The following is a 17,041-nucleotide window of genomic DNA, read 5'->3' as shown; positions in this document are numbered from 1 at the left end:
CTTTCTTATGCAGTTAGATGAGCATAGCTGATTTTTTCAAGCTCTTGAATAAGTAGGCGAGCTTCTGTCTCCTTATCTTCTAAATATTCGAAGATAGTGAGCATGGAGTGGGGCAGGGCCCGGACATAACGCCGAAATAATTGGTCCACAAGTTTATGTTGGGCTAGCAGTGGGAAATATGCTTGCGTAAAGTCTAGAGTTTGACCGTAGCCTAAGTCATCAACGATGGCTTGGAAGCTTGATACATCATTAGTTAGAAGCAATTGGTCGAGAACCGGGTCTGTCAAGCGGTGGTAGGTCTTAAAAAGGGCTGGACGGATTTCTGTTTCATCATAGTGAAAAAGAAATTTTAAGCGGTAAACGATACAAATATTCATCAAATCGTAGCTCGTTCCATTCAGTTTTTTAAAGTAAGTTAATTCCTTTGCTTTTAACACCCGTCGTGCCTTACGGTCGACATATAAGGCGATATATTGGTCGAGGGCCGACTCTAATTCATAATGATTGTAGGAATCCACCTGGTTATTGAGCGCAAAATTTTCAAAAAATGGCGCATAGATAGTATCCCTAAAGCTATGGATGACATCATGGATAGAGTGGGCAACCAGCAATTCCGCCGTATGAAAGTGGCGGTTTTTATCCAGGTAGTCCGTAAAGGGATTAAGACTTAATTTTAGCTGGTGCAGGTTATCCATTTGGTGCATGACTTCTTTAATAAAGGCAACTTCATAGCGTACCCCAAAGAGTTGCAGGGCGTGTCTTTGCTTGATACTTGCGAAACGGTAAAGTTTGATGAAATCAAGCTGGACACCATGCATAATAACGGCTTCGAGCTCATCACGAGGGATTTGTCTTGGCAATTGTTCCGGCATCACTTGCCGGTAATTACTTTGGCTAGAAAGAAAGCGATAAAATTCATCAGTACTATTGGCTGTCAAGTCTTCCCGGATAAAGCCAGGACTCAAGAGTTTGGCACGCATGGCACGAATTTTGCTTTCAATAGCAGTGTAATCATTCATTACGGCTTCACCCCTAATTTTTTCACTTTTTCCATGAAATCATTAACATATGTCGATTGCTTTTGTTCAACCAAGTTCTTTATGGTATCGACTTGCTGATTGAAATGCTGGATCAGGTTGGCCTTTTCCTCATCCCGACGTTTTAAGAATTTTTGCCGGTAATGATCGAGTTCTGCCTGGTAAGCTTGGGCTTTTTCTTCCCGGTACTTGGCTTTGCGTTCATCATAAGATTGACGTAATTGGAATTTTTCTTCCTGTACCTTAGCTTCACTGTTCTCAGCCTTTTTTTCAATCGCGACAAGTCGTTCAATGACCTGATTCACTTGCTTTCGCCTCCCTTTCTATTTGAAATTAATATTCTTTTCAGAACATGAGTATATTATAGGTAATTCAAGATATGATAGCTGTGTAAAAAGGCCACAAAGATGCAAAAGGAATCAATAAATCTCCTAGGGTCTGGATTTTTGCACGAACTGATTGTCGGTATAAAAAAGAGGCCGGAACAAAAAAGCTCCAGCCTTTTCTTAATACCGAACGTTTTCAAGAATCCCTTGCAAAAGTCAGGCCCCATCGACTTTTGTCATATTTTCCATAACTTGGTTCACTAGAATCCTAAGGGCATGTTAGCTGTGATATAAAACGCAGTCAGTAGGTGAATTGATAGCTTTCACCATTGTTATCGAGAATGACTTGGCAATACCAGATGTCTTCCTCTAGCTTGAGTTTTACCTCACCTAAGTTAAACCGATAATATTTAGACGCTTTACTTTGCTCATTTAAGTGATTGAGCTCTTGTCTTTTGTCTGCCTTAGCTGACTGAGTTTCTTTTAGCTCCTTTTTGAGCTGATCAGCTTCTTTATGACCGACCAAGCGTTCCTGGTCCCACTGCTCTTTTAGAGCCTGGACTTCCATTTGCTCATGTTCAATTTGCTGGATTAAGTCTTCATAGTTGGCTAGCCAATCTGATGCTTCTGCATGGGCTAAAGGAGAAGAGCTGTCCTCCTCGTCAACTATGTCTCTATCATAGGCTATCACGTCGAAATTAGCAAATTTCATCTCCAATTCGTGCAATTCTTCGAGCAAGTCGTCGATAGTCGCTTCTTTTTCTCGCTTACTATTCTTAAACTTAGCCTCTTTTTCTTTCTGGTTTTTTTCCAGCTTTTTCAAGTTTTGACTTAATTCTTTTTCTTTGGAAAGCTCTTCTTCTAAACTTTTGCTAGCTGATTGACTTTGCTCACGTTGTTCAGCCTTAGTATCGTTCTCTAAAGCCAGGGCAAGTAGGGCTAGACTTTCAGCCTTTAAAGCTCCCTCCATGGTAATTACATTCTCTACTTGGGCTTGGTAAAGTTGAAGATTTAATTGGTAAAGCAAGAGGATGGTAAAAAAACAAGAGAGACTGGTCAAAAAGATCGAGGCTCGCTTAGGGGAGGTCTGTTTCATCGCGGTCACCTCCCTTAAAGAACAAGCGACTTTGGTAAGTTTTACCATTTTTAAAGCTCAGCTGAATGTGAATACTTTGAGGCCCAATCTGTTGGCAGCTAAAATCTTCGACCTCCATTAGCTGGGGCTGGTGGCCTTGGCGGTCGATCCGCAAGCGAATCATTTGGCTCTCTGCATTTTGGTAATACTCATAGCGGTAATCGCGCCCGTCTGGCAGGCGGAAGATAAAGGCTCGGGGATGACAGGATACGAGCTCTCCTCGATAGCTTTGCCGCTGTAATTTAATGAGGAAGAAAGCCCAGTCGTCTGCATAGCTTGCTTGAAGGGTTTTAAAATAGGTAAATTCATGATTTATAATAGTTGAAAAGCCATGGAGAAGGAGGGAAAAACAAAAGAGACTTAAGCATGCTTCCAAGAGGGTGAAGGCTTGGCGTGACCTAGAAAGTTTCTTCGGCCAATAGTTGGATATAGATGGTTTCTTCATCCCCAAACTCCTCTCCTAACTTGTAGCCCTCTGTTTTTAATTGCTTGAGCCAGTTTGGGTCTTGGCTCAAGCTTTGGAGGGACTGGAAATGCAGCTCTGCCCGGTCTAGCCTGGCTTGGGCATCGTTAAGCTGGTCGATTTGAAGCTGCGTAGCGGTGACTAAGTAATGGATCAAAAGACTGAGTAGGAAGAGAGAGGCCGCTGCTTCTACCAGCAAATAGCCGCGCTTCCTAGTCATATTCTCGAATAACATACTGACTACCTCCCATCTGAATTGTGACGCGGATATGTCCTTCAGGATGTTTGAAGTAGAGACTGCTTGGAGCAAGTTGTGTCTGGTAACCATCTAGGATGAGGTAGGCTGGCCGGTTTAACTTAAGTCCATTGTCCAGTTGAAAACTTTTAATCGGCTGACTTTGGGTCGAATCCTGATAGAAGTTAACCTGCTGGCTTATAGCAACCATAAAAAAGCGTTCGCCATTTAGATAGGCCCGCTTATAGCAGCGGTCGTAGTAAGCCATCACGCTTTGGATTTGATTTCTGGCATGGAATTCTAAACTAATCAACCTAAAGCCCTTCCAAGCAGCCAGGCTAATGGCGGCGACCACTAGCAGGGTCAGGGCCATTTCTAGTAGGGTAAAGCCTGGCCTAGCGCTGGATTTCATTGAGACGGTCAGCCTGGTCTTGGCTGAGGTAGCCAGTTTCTACTAGTTCTTGGATGCTATTAGCTTCTCGCCCTTCATTGGTAAGGAAGAGGGAGGCTTGGGTTTCATAGGTGGTCAGTAAGGCTTCATCTCCTTGCGATCGGATATTATCTCTTTGTTGGGCGATATTTGGGATAACCAGTAGTAAAAGAACAGCGATAACGAATAAAACAATGATCATTTCTAGAAGCGTAAAACCACGGCGATCACTACTTTTAAGTCGTTTTAGATACTTTTTAATGGTGTGTCTCATGCATTTAAACCTCCTAGTAAATTGAGCATGGGTAACATTAGACTGAGATAAACGAGCAGGATTAGGAGGGCGACGAAGATAAAGAGGACATTTTTAGCGACTTGGATGGCCTGCTGGCTTTTTGTAAAAAAATCTTTAAGGCAGCGCTGGCTATAGAGGCGCATTTTGACTGCTAATTGATTCAGGTACTCGCCTTGAAGGACGATGGCAGGGAATTCTTGGGTGAAGATGCCTGCTTGACTTAAAATATCATCGGTCGCCCGGCCTTGTTCTAAGCGCTTGGCCATAAAATAACCAAAACTTTTTAAGAAATTCGATTCATTCTGCTCTTGAAAACTCTGGATAATCTCCTGGATGGGAAAGCCCAGAGCAAATAGCTGGCTAAATTCATAAGCAAAGAAATAGGTGTAGTAGAGACGGAAGTAATGACCGATAAAGGGCAGAGCAACATAAATTTGGGCGCGTTTGAGCGCTGTTAATTTTTTTAAAAAATAATAAGTAACTAAGCCGACGAGGCCGGCGACAAGGCTGCTGTAGACCAGGATGAGAGGTAGGTTCTCTAGGAAATAGCGGAGAAAAATGACTAAGGAAGACTCTTCGCCTGAACCCGTCTCCTGGATCTGGGGGAGGAGAAAGGACCGCATGACAAAAAGCATACCCATGATGAGGAATACTAAGAAAAAAGGGTAGGTTAAGGTTTGACGGATTTGCTTGGTATTGGCTTCTCGTAATTTCAGATAGTTTGCGACTTCCATCAACTTATCAGCAAAGGCACCGTGGGCTTCTGCGATCTTAATTTGAAAGCGTTGGTTGCCTTGGAGCTTAAGGTGCTGGCAAGCTTCTGAGAAGCCCTTGCCCAAGAGAATATCATTTTCCATGGCTTGGAAAGTTGAGGCCTGCTTGGGGTAGACAATGCTCAGGAAGGGGAGGGTATCCTGTAAGGAGAAACCTTCCTTTAGCATCTCTGAAATGTAGCTGAGCACACTAGCTTGGAGCTGACTGGTCCAGTTGCTGGTAATTTCGTAATGGATAATTTTCTTCCAGGTAATATTCTTGGAAGGTTCTTTGACTGATGACATCTTGTTCACGGGCCTCCTTTAATTTTTGGTTCAGAGTGGTCATGCTTGGAGGGACTTGTCCGTGAACAACGACCGAAGCAATCGTTTGTCCAGCCATCCATTCGATTAAACAGATGCGGTCATGCTGACTAGGATGGGGATTCTGACAGGGCACCAAGCGCTGGGAAGAGATAATGAGCAGGGTTTGGATGAGTTGCTCATTCGTGATGCCGAGCTCCTTTAGCCGGCCAATAACGCCCACACAGTCCTTAGCATGGATCGTCGCCAGGACCAGGTGGCCAGTCAGAGCTGCGCGGATGGTCATGCGAGCCGTCTGGGCGTCACGAATCTCGCCAATGAGTAAGATATCGGGGTGGTGGCGTAGACTCGCTTTGATGAGCTGGTCATAGTCCACCCCAGCTGCTCGATTGATCTGTGTCTGGAGGAAACGGTCGTCCTTAATCTCAACAGGATCTTCCATAGTGATGACCGACCGCCGTTTCTTTTCATAGTTTTCCCTCAGTAATTCATACATGGTCGTCGTTTTTCCTGAACTGACTGGACCAGAGAAGATGATTAGGCCGCTTTGTTTTTGCATAGCCCTCGAGAGGGCGCGGTAGCTGGAGGGATCCAAGTCTTCGAGGAAGGGCTTGTGGTCTTTTTGGGAGTAGAGCAAGCGGATAACCAAGGACTCTTCCAGGCGGTAATTGGCAATACTAGAGAGCCTTAATTCGATCGGGACTTCACCCTCCTGGTAAACGAAGCTGCCGTCTTGGGGTATGCGACGCTCGCCGGTATCCATATTGCTGCGGTACTTTAAGAAACGGATGAGTCGGAGCCCTATTTCATCCGTTAAAGTCATAATTTCTTCAATGCCCGTAGCGGTTCGCAAGAGCACTTGATAGTGATCGCTCTGAGGGAAGATTTGAATATCTTCTGACTGAAGCTCTCGGGCGCGTGCAATCACCTCTCCAAATAAATTTTCCATAAGAAACTCCTTTCATTTTTATCGGTCATAGATATATAAACGTCTTAGGTCAAAAATTCACTAAGTCATATTAAAAAAGTAAAAGAACGATTCATTTTTTGAAGTGGATTTATCTATGTTATAATAAATTTATAGATGTTTTAGAAGAAGGTGTCTTAATGGAGAGACGGATAAAAAAATTACAGGACTTACTTAAAGAAGAAGGTATCAAGGCCTTCTATGTCAGCAATCCTTATAATATTCGCTATCTCAGTGGTTTCACGGGGACCTCAGCTAAAGTCCTTGTGACCCAGGAGAAAGCTTATCTTATTACTGATTTTCGCTACCGTGAGCAAGCGGAAAGCCAGTGCCCTGATCTTGAAGTCGTGATTGCTGGTGGTTCAGCGAGTCAGGATTCGCCCCTGGCCTTTATCAAACGCACGCTCAATGCTATTTCTTGTGACCACTTGGCCTTTGAAGATGAGGACGTTTCAGTTGCTAGCTATATGGCCCTCGATGAAGCTTTAGAAATTGACCTAGTGCCATTTTCAGGTGCGATTGAAGTGCTCAGACAATTCAAGGACGAAGAAGAAATCGCACTAACTGAAAAAGCTTGTGAGATTGCCGTTCAGACTTACGACTTTATGCTCAATGAAGTGAAGGTCGGGATGACAGAAATTGAACTTGCTAATGCCATCGACTTCCACATGCGAAGTTTAGGTGCTTCTGGCGTTTCCTTCGATACCATTGTGGCGTCAGGTTTACGGTCAGCTATGCCGCACGGTGTAGCGAGTCAGAAAAAAATCGAGCAAGGTGACCTGATTACAGTAGACTATGGCTGTTACTATCAAGGTTACTGTTCCGATATGACGCGGACCTTTGCTTTAGGGGATCCAGGCGCCAAATTAAAGGAAATCTATGCTATCGTCCAAGAAGCCAATCGTCGGGTCAGCCAAGCTGCCCGTCCAGGAATCAGCGGTCAAGCTTTGGATGCTGTCGCAAGGGACTATATCAGTCAAGCTGGCTACGGTGACGCTTTTGGCCATTCGCTAGGCCACAGCATCGGCTTAGAGATCCATGAAGCCCCCAATGCCAGCCCATCTTATGATGAGGCCTTTCAAGTCGGCCAATTGATTACCAATGAACCGGGGATTTACCTAGAGGGTATTGGTGGAGTCCGCATTGAAGATGACCTAGTCATTACAGAAGAAGGCAACCGCATCTTAACCCCAGCTAGCCGCGAATTAATTATTCTCTAATTAAAATAAAATAAGGATAATTGTTCGCTAGTTGGCTTTTATATGATAAGATTAATAATAAAGTATTTGAATTGGAGGACGAGTAATGATTACAACAAATGATTTCAAGAATGGCTTAACCATTAAAGATGGCGATACACTTTATCGTATCGTGGATTTCCAACACGTTAAACCGGGTAAGGGGAGCGCTTTCGTTCGCTCAAAATTAAAAAACCTTCGGACTGGAGCTCTTTTAGATAAGACCTGGCGTGCTGGAGAAAAAGTAGAGACCGCTCATATTGATAATGATGCCATGCAGTATCTTTATGCTTCTGGGGATATGCATGTTTTCATGGATAACCAAACATTTGAGCAAATTGAAATTCCAAGCGAACAGATTGAAGAAGAACTGAAGTACTTATTAGAAAATATGGAAGTTCAAGTGACCTCTTATGAAGGTGAAATCTTAGGGGTTAGCCTGCCAACAACTGTAGAATTAGAAGTTAAACAAACAGAACCCGGTATCAAGGGTGATACAGCCTCAGGTGGTAGCAAGCCAGCTACTATGGAAACAGGTTTGGTGGTTAATGTCCCATTCTTCGTTAACGAGGGAGACCATCTGATTATCAACACCAATGACGGAGAATATGTATCACGCGCTTAAGCTTGTAAAATAGAGAGTGGGGGAATGTGAACATGGCAGAACGAACGGGAATGCTAACTGCTGAAGACCAGGCTTGTCTCGGTTCTTTCAACATTGCACCAAAAGTTATCGAAGATATCGCAAGCCAGGCTTGTAGAGATTTTGAAGAAGTAAACTTGCTTTCTTCTTGGCGTGCCAATTTTAATGACTGGATGAACCGTGACCAAGCGGTAATCCTCTATCAGAATGAGGACCATGAGATCTTTTTGGAAATTGCACTTTCCTTAAAGTATGGTGTCAATGTGCCAGAAACCATGACCCGCTTGCAACAACACGTGTTCGAAGAAGTTTATTTTATGACAGATGTACAACTTGACGCTATCAATATTAAAGTGACTGAGCTTAATATTTAGGATAGGGTCGGAAGCTTAAAGGATGAATAAAGGAATGAAATTAGGCACTTCACAAATTAGAGAAATTGCTCTCCTAGTTCTCTACCAGCAAGCATTAAATCCGGATCTGGATCCAGAAGCATGTATGACTTATGTTCTAGAAAACTTAGACCAGTTGAAGCAGGTCGTTAACTATGAGGAAGTCGATGAAGAAGGATTAGAAGCGCTCAAAGATAAAGAACAATTTTTCGAAAAACAGCAACAAAGCCCTAGCAAAGGCAAAGATTTTACGTCAATTGATTTTGAAGAGGGGGATGAACTCCCTCCTTATCTCTTACAATTAGTTTCTGGTGTTTTGGCCAACCAAGAAGCCATTGATGCGAAGTTGGACCAGTCTATCTCAGGTAAATGGTCAGTTAAACGTCTGGAAAAGATTAATTTAGCTATTTTACGCCTAGCGCTCTATGAAATGTTCTATGTCGCAGAAGATCGAGTGCCTAAAGTGGTCGCGGTTAATGAAGCAATTGAACTCGCTAAACGCTATTCAGATGACCGGTCCCGGCGCTTTATTAATGGGGTTTTATCTAATACTATGGAAAAATAAAAATGACCTTGAGGATTAATTCAATCACTGGGAAGTCCCCCAGACTGCTTAAAATAAAAGAAATGAGGAACGGAAAATGATTGAAATTTATTCTAAAGATTATGTAAAAGAGCAAAAGGAAAAAATGGCTGAACGCGTTGAGGCTTTAAAAGCAAAAGGCATTCATCCGTCGATGACTACTTTCTTAGTTAAAGGGCGCAGCGCTAATGCCCAATACGCAAAGGTAAAAGGGCGTTTTGCTGAAACAATTGGTGTTGACTATCACTTAGTGGAATTGGATGCTGAAACGACAACTGATGATCTAGTCCAGGCTATTGAAGAGAAAAACCAGGATCCTAACACCCATGGCATCATGGTTGAGATGCCTCTACCTGAACATATCGATGAACGCCAAATCCGTATTGCTCTAGATCCTGATAAGGATGTGGATGCCCTCCATCCTATTCATTTAGGTAACTTACTCCACCAACGTCCTTCAACCATCCCGAATACGCCCTTGGCTGCGATGAAAATGCTAGAATTAGCAGATACCGAATTCAAGGGGAAAGATTGTGTTGTCATCGGGAATAGTACGGTTGTTGGTCGGCCATTAGCTGAGCTTTTAGAACAAAAAGAAGCTACAGTGACCCTCTGCCATATCTACACAAATGATACAGCCAAATTTACCCGTGAAGCAGATATTGTTTGCTCTGCAACTGGTGTTCCTCACCTGGTAACTGAAGATATGATCAAAGAGGGAGCTACTGTCGTTGACATTGGGACGACCTATACAGAAGAGGGCAAACTCTTAGGGGATGTGGATTATGAAAATGTTGCCCCTAAGACACGGGCGATAACTCCTGTTCCAGGTGGTGTAGGCCCTGTTACCCAAGTGATGCTTTTTGATCAAATGATCACGCGATTAGAAAAAGAGGCAAATTAATGACGCAAAGTAAATACTTGACAGTGAGCCAGCTCACCCAGTATATCAAAGCTAAATTTACCCGTGATCCTTATTTAGAAACTGTCTATCTCACGGGTGAAATTTCTGGTTACCGGTCGCGGGGCAAGGCAAACAATCAGTATTTCAGCATAAAAGATGATAATGCGCTGATCTCGGCTGTGATTTTTCGCGGCCGATTTCAGCGTATTCCTTTTGACCTTGAAGAAGGAATGAAGGTCTTAGTTAAAGGGCGGGTAGGGCTCTATGAGAAGCAGGGCTCCTACCAACTTTATGTTGAAGACATCCAGCCTGATGGGATTGGGTCTTTTTATATTGCCTACCAACAGCTGAAGGAAAAATTAAGTAAGGAAGGCCTTTTTAATTTTGAACGCAAGGCGCTTCCTCCTTATCCTAAAAAAATTGCTGTCGTAACTTCACCAACGGGATCTGTGGTTCGCGATATTATAACGACTGTCCGTCGACGCTATCCCATTGTTGAAATTGTGATCTATCCTACAGTGGTTCAAGGCGACCGAGCTAAGGACAGTATCGTTAGCAATCTCAAACGTGCGGACCAAACTGGTAGCTATGACGTGATTATTGTCGGACGGGGCGGCGGCTCGATTGAAGACTTGTGGTGTTTCAATGAAGAAGAAGTTGCACGGACGATTGCTGCCTGTCAGACCCCCGTTATCTCTTCGGTCGGCCACGAAACGGACTACAGTTTAGCTGATGAAGTGGCCGACCGAAGAGCACCGACACCGACGGCTGCTGCCGAACTAGCAACGCCGGTTCTCTTAGCAGATTTGGTCTTTCGGATTCAAGAACTTAGAAAACGTCTCTATACTGTCCAGGGCCAGCGTTTGAAGTATTACAGGCAGCGGCTAGCTAGTAGCCAGCAGTCCTATATTTTTACTCAGCCACAGAAACTTTACGATGGCTATCGGATGAAACTGATCGGCTTGGAAGGCGACTTGCAAGCTAACTTGCAGAAAAAATTAAAGAGCCAGCAGGACCAGGTGAGCCGGTTAAAAGACCTGTTAGCTAAGTATAACCCCCGCTATCAGCTCTTACAGTCCAAGCACCTCTATCAACAGATGAGCCAGAAGCTGGCCCAGTCCTTTGCTGACCAAGTGAAAAAAAAGGACCAAGATTTGCACCGACTTGTTACCCAATTGGACTTGTTGTCCCCTCTCAAACGTCTGTCAGGAGGCTATGCCTACCTGAGTAAGGATGGCCAGCATGTTAACAGCGTGCAGGACCTCCAAGCTGGCGATCATTTAGAAGTTCAACTACTCGATGGTCAGGTTTTCGCTCAGGTTGAGCGGATCGAAGAGGCGTCTTTATGGGATAAAGAAGATAAAAAGGAGAATTAGAATGGCAATTGACTTAGAGAATTTGACATTTGAACAAGCCATGGCAAAATTAGAAGAAATTGTTGCTAAATTACAGAACGGGGATATTCCCCTAGCTGACTCCATGACTTATTTCCAGGACGGAATGGCCCTAAGTAAGTACTGCAATGACAGCTTGCAAGAGGCTGAAGAGACCATGGTTAAATTGATGAACGAGAATGATGAACTCGAAGACTTTGATAAGCAAGGGTAGGGATAAGATGAATTTACAAGACTTTAGGCGGTCTTATGCAGCTGCCTTTGAAGAGGCCCTGCTGGAAGAATTTCCTGAACAAGACGCCACTAGCATCCACCCCAGTATCCGTTATAGTTTGACAAATGGCGGTAAGAGACTCCGCCCCTTCTTTATTTTAGCAATTGTCCAGGCTTTCGGTGGAGACCCTAAGTCAGCCTTTAGCCTGGCCAAGGCTATCGAATATATCCATTGCTATTCACTGATCCACGATGATTTACCCGCTATGGATGATGATGATTATCGCCGGGGAAAACCCAGTAACCACAAAGCTTTCGATGAAGCGACGGCTATTCTAGCTGGCGATGCCTTGCAGGCTAAGGCATTTGAAGTGATCAGTCAGGATAATAATCTAGCAGCTGAAGGTCGGGTCAGCTTACTCGCCCAATTAGCCCAAGCCGCTGGGGACCAGGGAATGGTGGCTGGCCAGATGAAGGATATCATTTATGAAGGACAAAAAGTTAGCTTGTCCCAATTGAAAGCCTTATACGACCAAAAAACCGGGGCCTTGATTCGTTTTAGTCTCCAAGCCCCCCTTGAACTGGTTCAAGTCAGCGACCAAACTAAATTTGAAATGGCGAGTTTTGCTCAAGCCTATGCCCTTGCCTTCCAGATCCAAAATGACCTCCAAGAAGTCTTGTGGACAGATGAAGAACGAGGAAAGCACGCCCATTCTGACCAGGAGCTGGCAAAGAACACCTATCCAGCACTCTTGGGTTTAGAAGCTGCCCAAGAGGCCTTGGCGGGTGAAATCAAAGGGTGTGAAGAAATACTAAGTCGCTTAGAAGAAGTCATGGATACTACTTTGATCCGCGATTTTCTAGATTATTTGAAAGTTTAAGCATGAGGAGATAGGAAAAAGATGGGCAAAGAACGCGTAGATGTCCTTGTCGTCCGCCAAGGCCTCGCCAATTCTAGAGAGAAGGCCAAGCGCTACATCATGGCAGGACAAATCTATAATGAAAAGCATGAGCGCCTGGATAAAGCCGGGGAGAAGATTCCAGATACTTCTATATTGGAATTAAAGGGGGAGGATATGCCCTATGTTTCCCGGGGCGGCTTGAAATTAGTCAAGGCTCGGGATAGTTTTGATATCGACTTTAAGGATTTGATCCTTTTAGATATTGGGTCATCGACCGGTGGTTTTACTGATGTTGCCTTGCAATCGGGAGCTAAGCAGTCTTATGCTCTAGATGTAGGCACTAATCAGTTAGATTGGAAGCTACGCTCGGACGACCGGGTAATTGTGATGGAGCAGACGAATTTTAGACATGCCAAAGTGGAGGATTTCAAAGCTGGCCAGCCAGATATAGCTAGCATTGATGTCTCCTTTATTTCCCTAAGCTTGATTTTACCTCCCCTTGTTTCGATTCTCAAAGCAGGAGGACAAGTTGTTGCCTTAATTAAGCCACAATTTGAAGCAGGACGTGACCAGGTGGGGAAGAAGGGGATTGTCAGAGATCCTAAAGTTCACTTGGAAGTTTTGAACCGGACCTTTGAGATGGCCCAGGTCCTGGGTTACGATATCCTCAACTTAACCTATTCCCCAATCACGGGCGGATCAGGTAATATTGAATTTTTGGCCTTATTGAAGAATCAGCGGCGTGACCAGGGGCAGAATTTACTGACTATTTCTCCAGAAGAAGTGGTTAAAGCCGCCCATGACCAATTTCATGCTTAGTGATGACTTGAAGAGAAGAAGGGATTGACACCATGTTACAGCATCTCACCATTCGTAACTTCGCTATTATTGAAGAACTAGAAATCGATTTTGAAGATGGGATGACCGTCCTAACGGGAGAGACCGGGGCCGGTAAGTCAATTATCATTGATGCGGTTGGGCTTTTGATTGGAGGTCGGGGGGCTTCTGATTTTATCCGTTACCATTGTGACTCTTTCTTCTTGTCGGGGATTTTCTTTATGCCAGAGCTCGCAGAGGATGGACATCGCTTGCTTGAAGACTTGAAGATTCCCTTTGAGGATTCTCAACTGTTGATCAGCCGAGAGATGCACCGGTCAGGGAAGAATGTGATTCGCGTCAATGGGGTGACCTTAACCGTAGCCTTGTTGAAGAAAATTGGCAGCTACTTGGTAGATATCCACGGCCAAAATGAACACCAAAGTTTAATGGATGCCAGTCGCCATATTGAATTTTTGGATCATTTTGCTGGTAAAAAAATCCAAGGTAATCTAGAAGACTTCCAGAAAGAATACGACCACTATCAAAGTTTAAAAGATGAACTGGATCAACTTTCCTTAAATGAACAGGAACTGGCCCAACGCCTGGATTTGCTCCGCTTTCAAATTTCGGAAATCGATGCCAGTCAATTGGAAGTTGATGAAGACCAAGTCCTTGAAGAAGAACGCGAAGAACTACAGAACTACCAAAAGATTGCGGAAGTCCTACAATTCGTTACAGCTGGTCTCTCCTATGAAGAAGTGAATGTCATCGACCGGTTGGGGCAAATGTCTGGTGAATTAGCCCGTTTGGCGGGAATGAACCAGCAATTTGACCAGTTTATTGAACAAATGGATGCAGCCTATTATGGCCTCCAAGCCCTATCTTCGGATATCCACCATTACATGGAGGACATGGTCTATGACCAGGATCGACTCAACCAGATTGAAGAGCGCCTTAATGCCATTCAAAAGTTAAAACGAAAGTACGGACAGACTATTGAAGAGATCTTAGCCTATGCTGACCAAGCACGGGAAGAATTGGAGCGGCTCGACCACCAAGAGAGCCACCAGGAAGATCTTGAAAGCAAGCTCCAAACGTCCAAAGATCGCCTGCTTGACTTGGGCCACCAGCTGCATGAAGATAGGAGCCAAGCGGCCAAAGATTTGGAACAAGTCATCATGGACCAGATGAAGGAGCTCTATATGGCCAAGGCTAAGTTCAAAGTGCAAATTGACCTATCTAACCGTTTCTACAAAAATGGGATGGACCGGGTGGAATTCTATATTGCCACTAACCCAGGTGAACCTTTTAAAGCTTTAACTAAGGTGGCTTCTGGTGGGGAACTTTCACGCTTGATGCTGGCGATGAAAGCTGTTTTCCAAGAGGCTAAAGGGGTGACTTCCATCGTCTTTGATGAGGTCGATACAGGTGTTAGCGGCCGTGTTGCCCAAGCTATAGCAGAGAAAATGTATCAAATTTCATTAGGTGCTCAAGTGCTTTGCATCAGTCATTTAGCCCAGGTTGCTGCTATGGCAGACCAACAGCTCTACATTCACAAGTCGGAAAAGGATGGGCGGACTATGACCCAAGTTAAAGACCTGAATCGAGAAGAGCGAGTCGAAGAATTAGCCCGTATTTTAGCCGGCGAACAGATTACAGAAAGTTCACGTCTAGCCGCAGAAGACCAGTTGGACCAAGCAGCTCAGGATCGCCAAGCCATGCACCAAGCCTATGAGGAGGTTCTATGACTAAAGAGAAACTTATTGTCATCTGTGGCCCCACTGGTGTCGGAAAAACCGCATTAAGTCTAGATCTTGCGCAAAAATTTTCCGGCGAGGTGGTTAACGGCGATTCCATGCAGGTTTATCGCCACCTAGATATCGGTACCGCTAAAATCAGTCCAGAAGAATGTGGGACTATTCCCCACCATCTCTTTGATTTACGGGAAGTTCACGAAAGCTATAGTGTGGCCGACTTTAAGCGGGATGCCACAGAAATCATCACGAATATCCATGAAAGGGGGCACTTGCCTCTCTTAGTGGGAGGAACGGGTCTCTACCTTGAGGCCTTGCTCTATGATTTTGACTTAGGGGCGGAAGTTGCTGAGCACCCGGCCTTTCGTGAGGCTATGGCGGACTATGCCGACCAGTATGGACCCTTAGCCCTCCACCAAAAATTGCAAGCCGTTGACCCCGAAGCAGCGGAAGCCATCCATCCCAATAACCAACGCCGGGTGATTCGAGCGCTTGAAGTGTGCCAGTTTTCGTCAGGTAAATTTTCTGACCAGAAGCAGTCCCGACACCAGGACAGTCCTTATGACTTATTAATTATTGCCTTGGTTCGGGACCGGCAGAAGCTCTACGCTCAGATCAACCAGCGAGTGCTTGAAATGGTGGACCAAGGTCTCCTTGAAGAGGCTAGGTGGCTTTACCAGCAAGACTTACCGTCTGATGCCCAGTCGATGAAGGCCATTGCCTACAAGGAACTCTTTCCCTACCTGAGCGGTCAAGAGAGACTCGAGGCAGGCATCCAGCGCCTGCAAAAAAATACCCGCCACTATGCCAAAAGACAATTAACTTGGATCCGCCACCGCTTGCCTGCTGCTCAGACCTATGACCTGGTGGATGATCCCCAAGCAACCGACTACCGGCGCCTAGTCGAAGAAGTTAAGCGCTTCCTTAAAACTTAGTCACTAGTTAAGAAAGGAGTCTCTATGCAAGAAGTTATTGCTGTATTATTAGAAGATAAGTCAGAAACTGACCAGGATTTCCAGATGCGTCTAGAAGAGTGCCAAGAATTAATTAAGACGGCTGGAGGTAAGCTCGTTTGGACTCTAACCCAGAGCCGGGAACATCCTGATCCCAGAACGTATATTGGCCAAGGAAAGTTAGCTGAATTAAAAACCTTAGCAGAAACCCTGTCTGCTGACCTGATTATTTTTTATGATGCATTGAGCCCTTCACAAGTTCGTAATATTGAGGCAGCCCTGGATTGGCCAGTGATTGACCGCGTCCAACTCATTTTAGATATCTTTACCTTGCGCGCCCATTCCAAGGAGGCTAAGCTCCAAGTCGCTCTTGTTCAGAATGAATACCTCCTTCCCCGACTAGCCGGACAGGGTCTGGCCCTTTCGCGTTTGGCCGGGGGTATCGGAACTAGGGGACCGGGGGAGAGCCAGTTAGAGCGTGATCGCCGAACCCTCCGCGATGCAATTAGTCGAATTAAGAAGCAGTTGAAGGAAGCGGAGAAGCACCGGGAAGTTAGCCGGGAGAGGCGAACGCGTAGCAGCCAATTTAAGATTGGTCTTGTTGGCTATACCAATGCTGGCAAGTCCACCATCTTGAATGGCTTGACTGAAGCTGAAACTTACGAAGAAGACCAACTTTTCGCTACCTTGAGTCCTCTGACTCGGAACTTTACTTTAGAAAATGGCTTTCAGATGACCATAACAGATACGGTGGGCTTTATTCAAGACTTGCCCCCTATGGTGATTGATGCCTTTCATTCGACTTTGGAAGAGAGTCGAGATGTTGACCTTCTATTGATTGTAATTGACGCGTCTTCACCTCATGCTCAAGCACAAGAGAAGACTGTTTACCAGCTTTTGGAGGACTTAGATATGCTCCAAATTCCGCATCTATTCGTTTATAATAAGATGGATCGGCTCGAAAGACCAGAGCTGCTTAATCCTTCTTCGCCTTATGTGGCGATATCTGCTCGGTCTTCCCAGGGCATGGTTAAGTTAGAAGAAGGCATAATCGACCGTCTGCACTCAATGTATGATTATTTTGAACTTAAGGTTTCTAGCCAGAATGCCTCTTACTATCTTGGACATGCCGATCGAATATATATTGAATCTTTTGAATTTGACGAACTGTCTAATGACTATATGATCAAGGGCTATAAGCGACCAGATACGCCTTTGAACGGCTAAGGATGAACTGGGCAAATATTTGTCTAGCTATGATAAACAACCAAGAAATGAGATT

The 17,041-nt window shown here is 44.7% G+C and carries 21 protein-coding genes; 12 read left to right on the top strand and 9 right to left on the bottom strand.

Features of this window, described 5'->3' with window-relative positions; all coding sequences use genetic code 11:
• Window positions 1-5: 5 nt before the first annotated feature.
• The 9 genes from QP860_RS01900 to comGA form a co-directional block, all read right to left on the bottom strand.
• On the bottom strand, window positions 6-1,019 hold the full coding sequence (locus QP860_RS01900) for a V-type ATPase subunit (protein ID WP_070616968.1): 1,014 nt from the start codon (window positions 1,017-1,019) through the stop codon (window positions 6-8).
• Window positions 1,019-1,342 (bottom strand): hypothetical protein, encoded by a 324-nt coding sequence (locus tag QP860_RS01895; RefSeq protein WP_070616969.1) that lies wholly within the window; start codon window positions 1,340-1,342, stop codon window positions 1,019-1,021. Before QP860_RS01895 ends, QP860_RS01900 begins: the two co-directional genes overlap by 1 nt.
• 322 nt (window positions 1,343-1,664) lie before the next feature.
• A complete protein-coding gene (locus QP860_RS01890; RefSeq protein ID WP_070616971.1) occupies window positions 1,665-2,459 on the bottom strand; it encodes a hypothetical protein in 795 nt (264 codons plus the stop codon).
• The gene (locus QP860_RS01885) at window positions 2,440-2,943 is read right to left on the bottom strand and encodes a ComGF family competence protein (protein ID WP_070616972.1); all 504 of its coding nucleotides are present in this window, start codon (window positions 2,941-2,943) and stop codon (window positions 2,440-2,442) included. The genes QP860_RS01890 and QP860_RS01885 overlap by 20 nt, the downstream gene beginning before the upstream one ends.
• Window positions 2,897-3,196, bottom strand: coding sequence for a hypothetical protein (locus QP860_RS01880; protein WP_070616973.1), 300 nt, complete (start codon window positions 3,194-3,196; stop codon window positions 2,897-2,899). The genes QP860_RS01885 and QP860_RS01880 overlap by 47 nt, the downstream gene beginning before the upstream one ends.
• Window positions 3,174-3,608 carry a PulJ/GspJ family protein gene (locus QP860_RS01875; RefSeq protein WP_070616974.1) on the bottom strand — a complete coding sequence of 145 codons (435 nt, stop codon included), beginning with the start codon at window positions 3,606-3,608 and terminating at the stop codon, window positions 3,174-3,176. Before QP860_RS01875 ends, QP860_RS01880 begins: the two co-directional genes overlap by 23 nt.
• The gene (gene comGC / locus QP860_RS01870) at window positions 3,592-3,900 is read right to left on the bottom strand and encodes a competence type IV pilus major pilin ComGC (protein WP_070616975.1); all 309 of its coding nucleotides are present in this window, start codon (window positions 3,898-3,900) and stop codon (window positions 3,592-3,594) included. The genes QP860_RS01875 and comGC overlap by 17 nt, the downstream gene beginning before the upstream one ends.
• Window positions 3,897-4,979 (bottom strand): competence type IV pilus assembly protein ComGB, encoded by a 1,083-nt coding sequence (gene comGB, locus QP860_RS01865; protein WP_284912075.1) that lies wholly within the window; start codon window positions 4,977-4,979, stop codon window positions 3,897-3,899. The genes comGC and comGB overlap by 4 nt, the downstream gene beginning before the upstream one ends.
• A complete protein-coding gene (comGA, locus tag QP860_RS01860) occupies window positions 4,885-5,946 on the bottom strand; it encodes a competence type IV pilus ATPase ComGA (RefSeq protein ID WP_070616977.1) in 1,062 nt (353 codons plus the stop codon). The genes comGB and comGA overlap by 95 nt, the downstream gene beginning before the upstream one ends.
• Window positions 5,947-6,104: 158 nt before the next feature.
• Between comGA and QP860_RS01855 the strand changes: the two genes are divergently transcribed.
• From QP860_RS01855 to hflX, 12 genes are all read left to right on the top strand, one after another.
• The gene (locus QP860_RS01855) at window positions 6,105-7,184 is read left to right on the top strand and encodes a M24 family metallopeptidase (RefSeq protein ID WP_070616978.1); all 1,080 of its coding nucleotides are present in this window, start codon (window positions 6,105-6,107) and stop codon (window positions 7,182-7,184) included.
• Between the two features lie 85 nt (window positions 7,185-7,269).
• Window positions 7,270-7,827, top strand: a complete 558-nt coding sequence (gene efp / locus QP860_RS01850) for an elongation factor P (protein ID WP_067975967.1) — start codon at window positions 7,270-7,272, stop codon at window positions 7,825-7,827.
• A gap of 32 nt (window positions 7,828-7,859) precedes the next feature.
• On the top strand, window positions 7,860-8,219 hold the full coding sequence (locus tag QP860_RS01845; protein ID WP_067975972.1) for an Asp23/Gls24 family envelope stress response protein: 360 nt from the start codon (window positions 7,860-7,862) through the stop codon (window positions 8,217-8,219).
• A gap of 34 nt (window positions 8,220-8,253) precedes the next feature.
• Window positions 8,254-8,802, top strand: coding sequence for a transcription antitermination factor NusB (gene nusB / locus QP860_RS01840; protein WP_070616979.1), 549 nt, complete (start codon window positions 8,254-8,256; stop codon window positions 8,800-8,802).
• Window positions 8,803-8,878: 76 nt separating this feature from the next.
• Window positions 8,879-9,724: a bifunctional 5,10-methylenetetrahydrofolate dehydrogenase/5,10-methenyltetrahydrofolate cyclohydrolase gene (locus QP860_RS01835; RefSeq protein WP_070616980.1), complete on the top strand. Its 846-nt coding sequence runs from the start codon at window positions 8,879-8,881 to the stop codon at window positions 9,722-9,724.
• Window positions 9,724-11,100, top strand: coding sequence for an exodeoxyribonuclease VII large subunit (xseA, locus tag QP860_RS01830; RefSeq protein WP_070616981.1), 1,377 nt, complete (start codon window positions 9,724-9,726; stop codon window positions 11,098-11,100). Before QP860_RS01835 ends, xseA begins: the two co-directional genes overlap by 1 nt.
• 1 nt (window position 11,101) lies before the next feature.
• A complete protein-coding gene (locus QP860_RS01825; protein ID WP_067975983.1) occupies window positions 11,102-11,332 on the top strand; it encodes an exodeoxyribonuclease VII small subunit in 231 nt (76 codons plus the stop codon).
• A 7-nt stretch (window positions 11,333-11,339) separates the two neighbouring features.
• Window positions 11,340-12,212 (top strand): polyprenyl synthetase family protein, encoded by an 873-nt coding sequence (locus tag QP860_RS01820; protein ID WP_070616982.1) that lies wholly within the window; start codon window positions 11,340-11,342, stop codon window positions 12,210-12,212.
• Window positions 12,213-12,233: 21 nt separating this feature from the next.
• Window positions 12,234-13,052 carry a TlyA family RNA methyltransferase gene (locus QP860_RS01815; protein ID WP_070616983.1) on the top strand — a complete coding sequence of 273 codons (819 nt, stop codon included), beginning with the start codon at window positions 12,234-12,236 and terminating at the stop codon, window positions 13,050-13,052.
• 32 nt (window positions 13,053-13,084) lie between these two features.
• Window positions 13,085-14,800 (top strand): DNA repair protein RecN, encoded by a 1,716-nt coding sequence (gene recN / locus QP860_RS01810; RefSeq protein ID WP_284912074.1) that lies wholly within the window; start codon window positions 13,085-13,087, stop codon window positions 14,798-14,800.
• Entirely contained in the window at window positions 14,797-15,741 is a 945-nt protein-coding gene (gene miaA / locus QP860_RS01805) for a tRNA (adenosine(37)-N6)-dimethylallyltransferase MiaA (RefSeq protein WP_070616985.1), read from the top strand. Before recN ends, miaA begins: the two co-directional genes overlap by 4 nt.
• Window positions 15,742-15,765: 24 nt before the next feature.
• Window positions 15,766-16,986: a GTPase HflX gene (gene hflX, locus QP860_RS01800; protein ID WP_284878555.1), complete on the top strand. Its 1,221-nt coding sequence runs from the start codon at window positions 15,766-15,768 to the stop codon at window positions 16,984-16,986.
• The last annotated feature ends 55 nt before the right edge of the window (window positions 16,987-17,041 follow it).

This window comes from Aerococcus sp. UMB1112A (genome assembly GCF_030230715.1).
GTDB lineage: Bacteria > Bacillota > Bacilli > Lactobacillales > Aerococcaceae > Aerococcus.
This window is presented reverse-complemented; position numbering and strand designations above follow the sequence as displayed.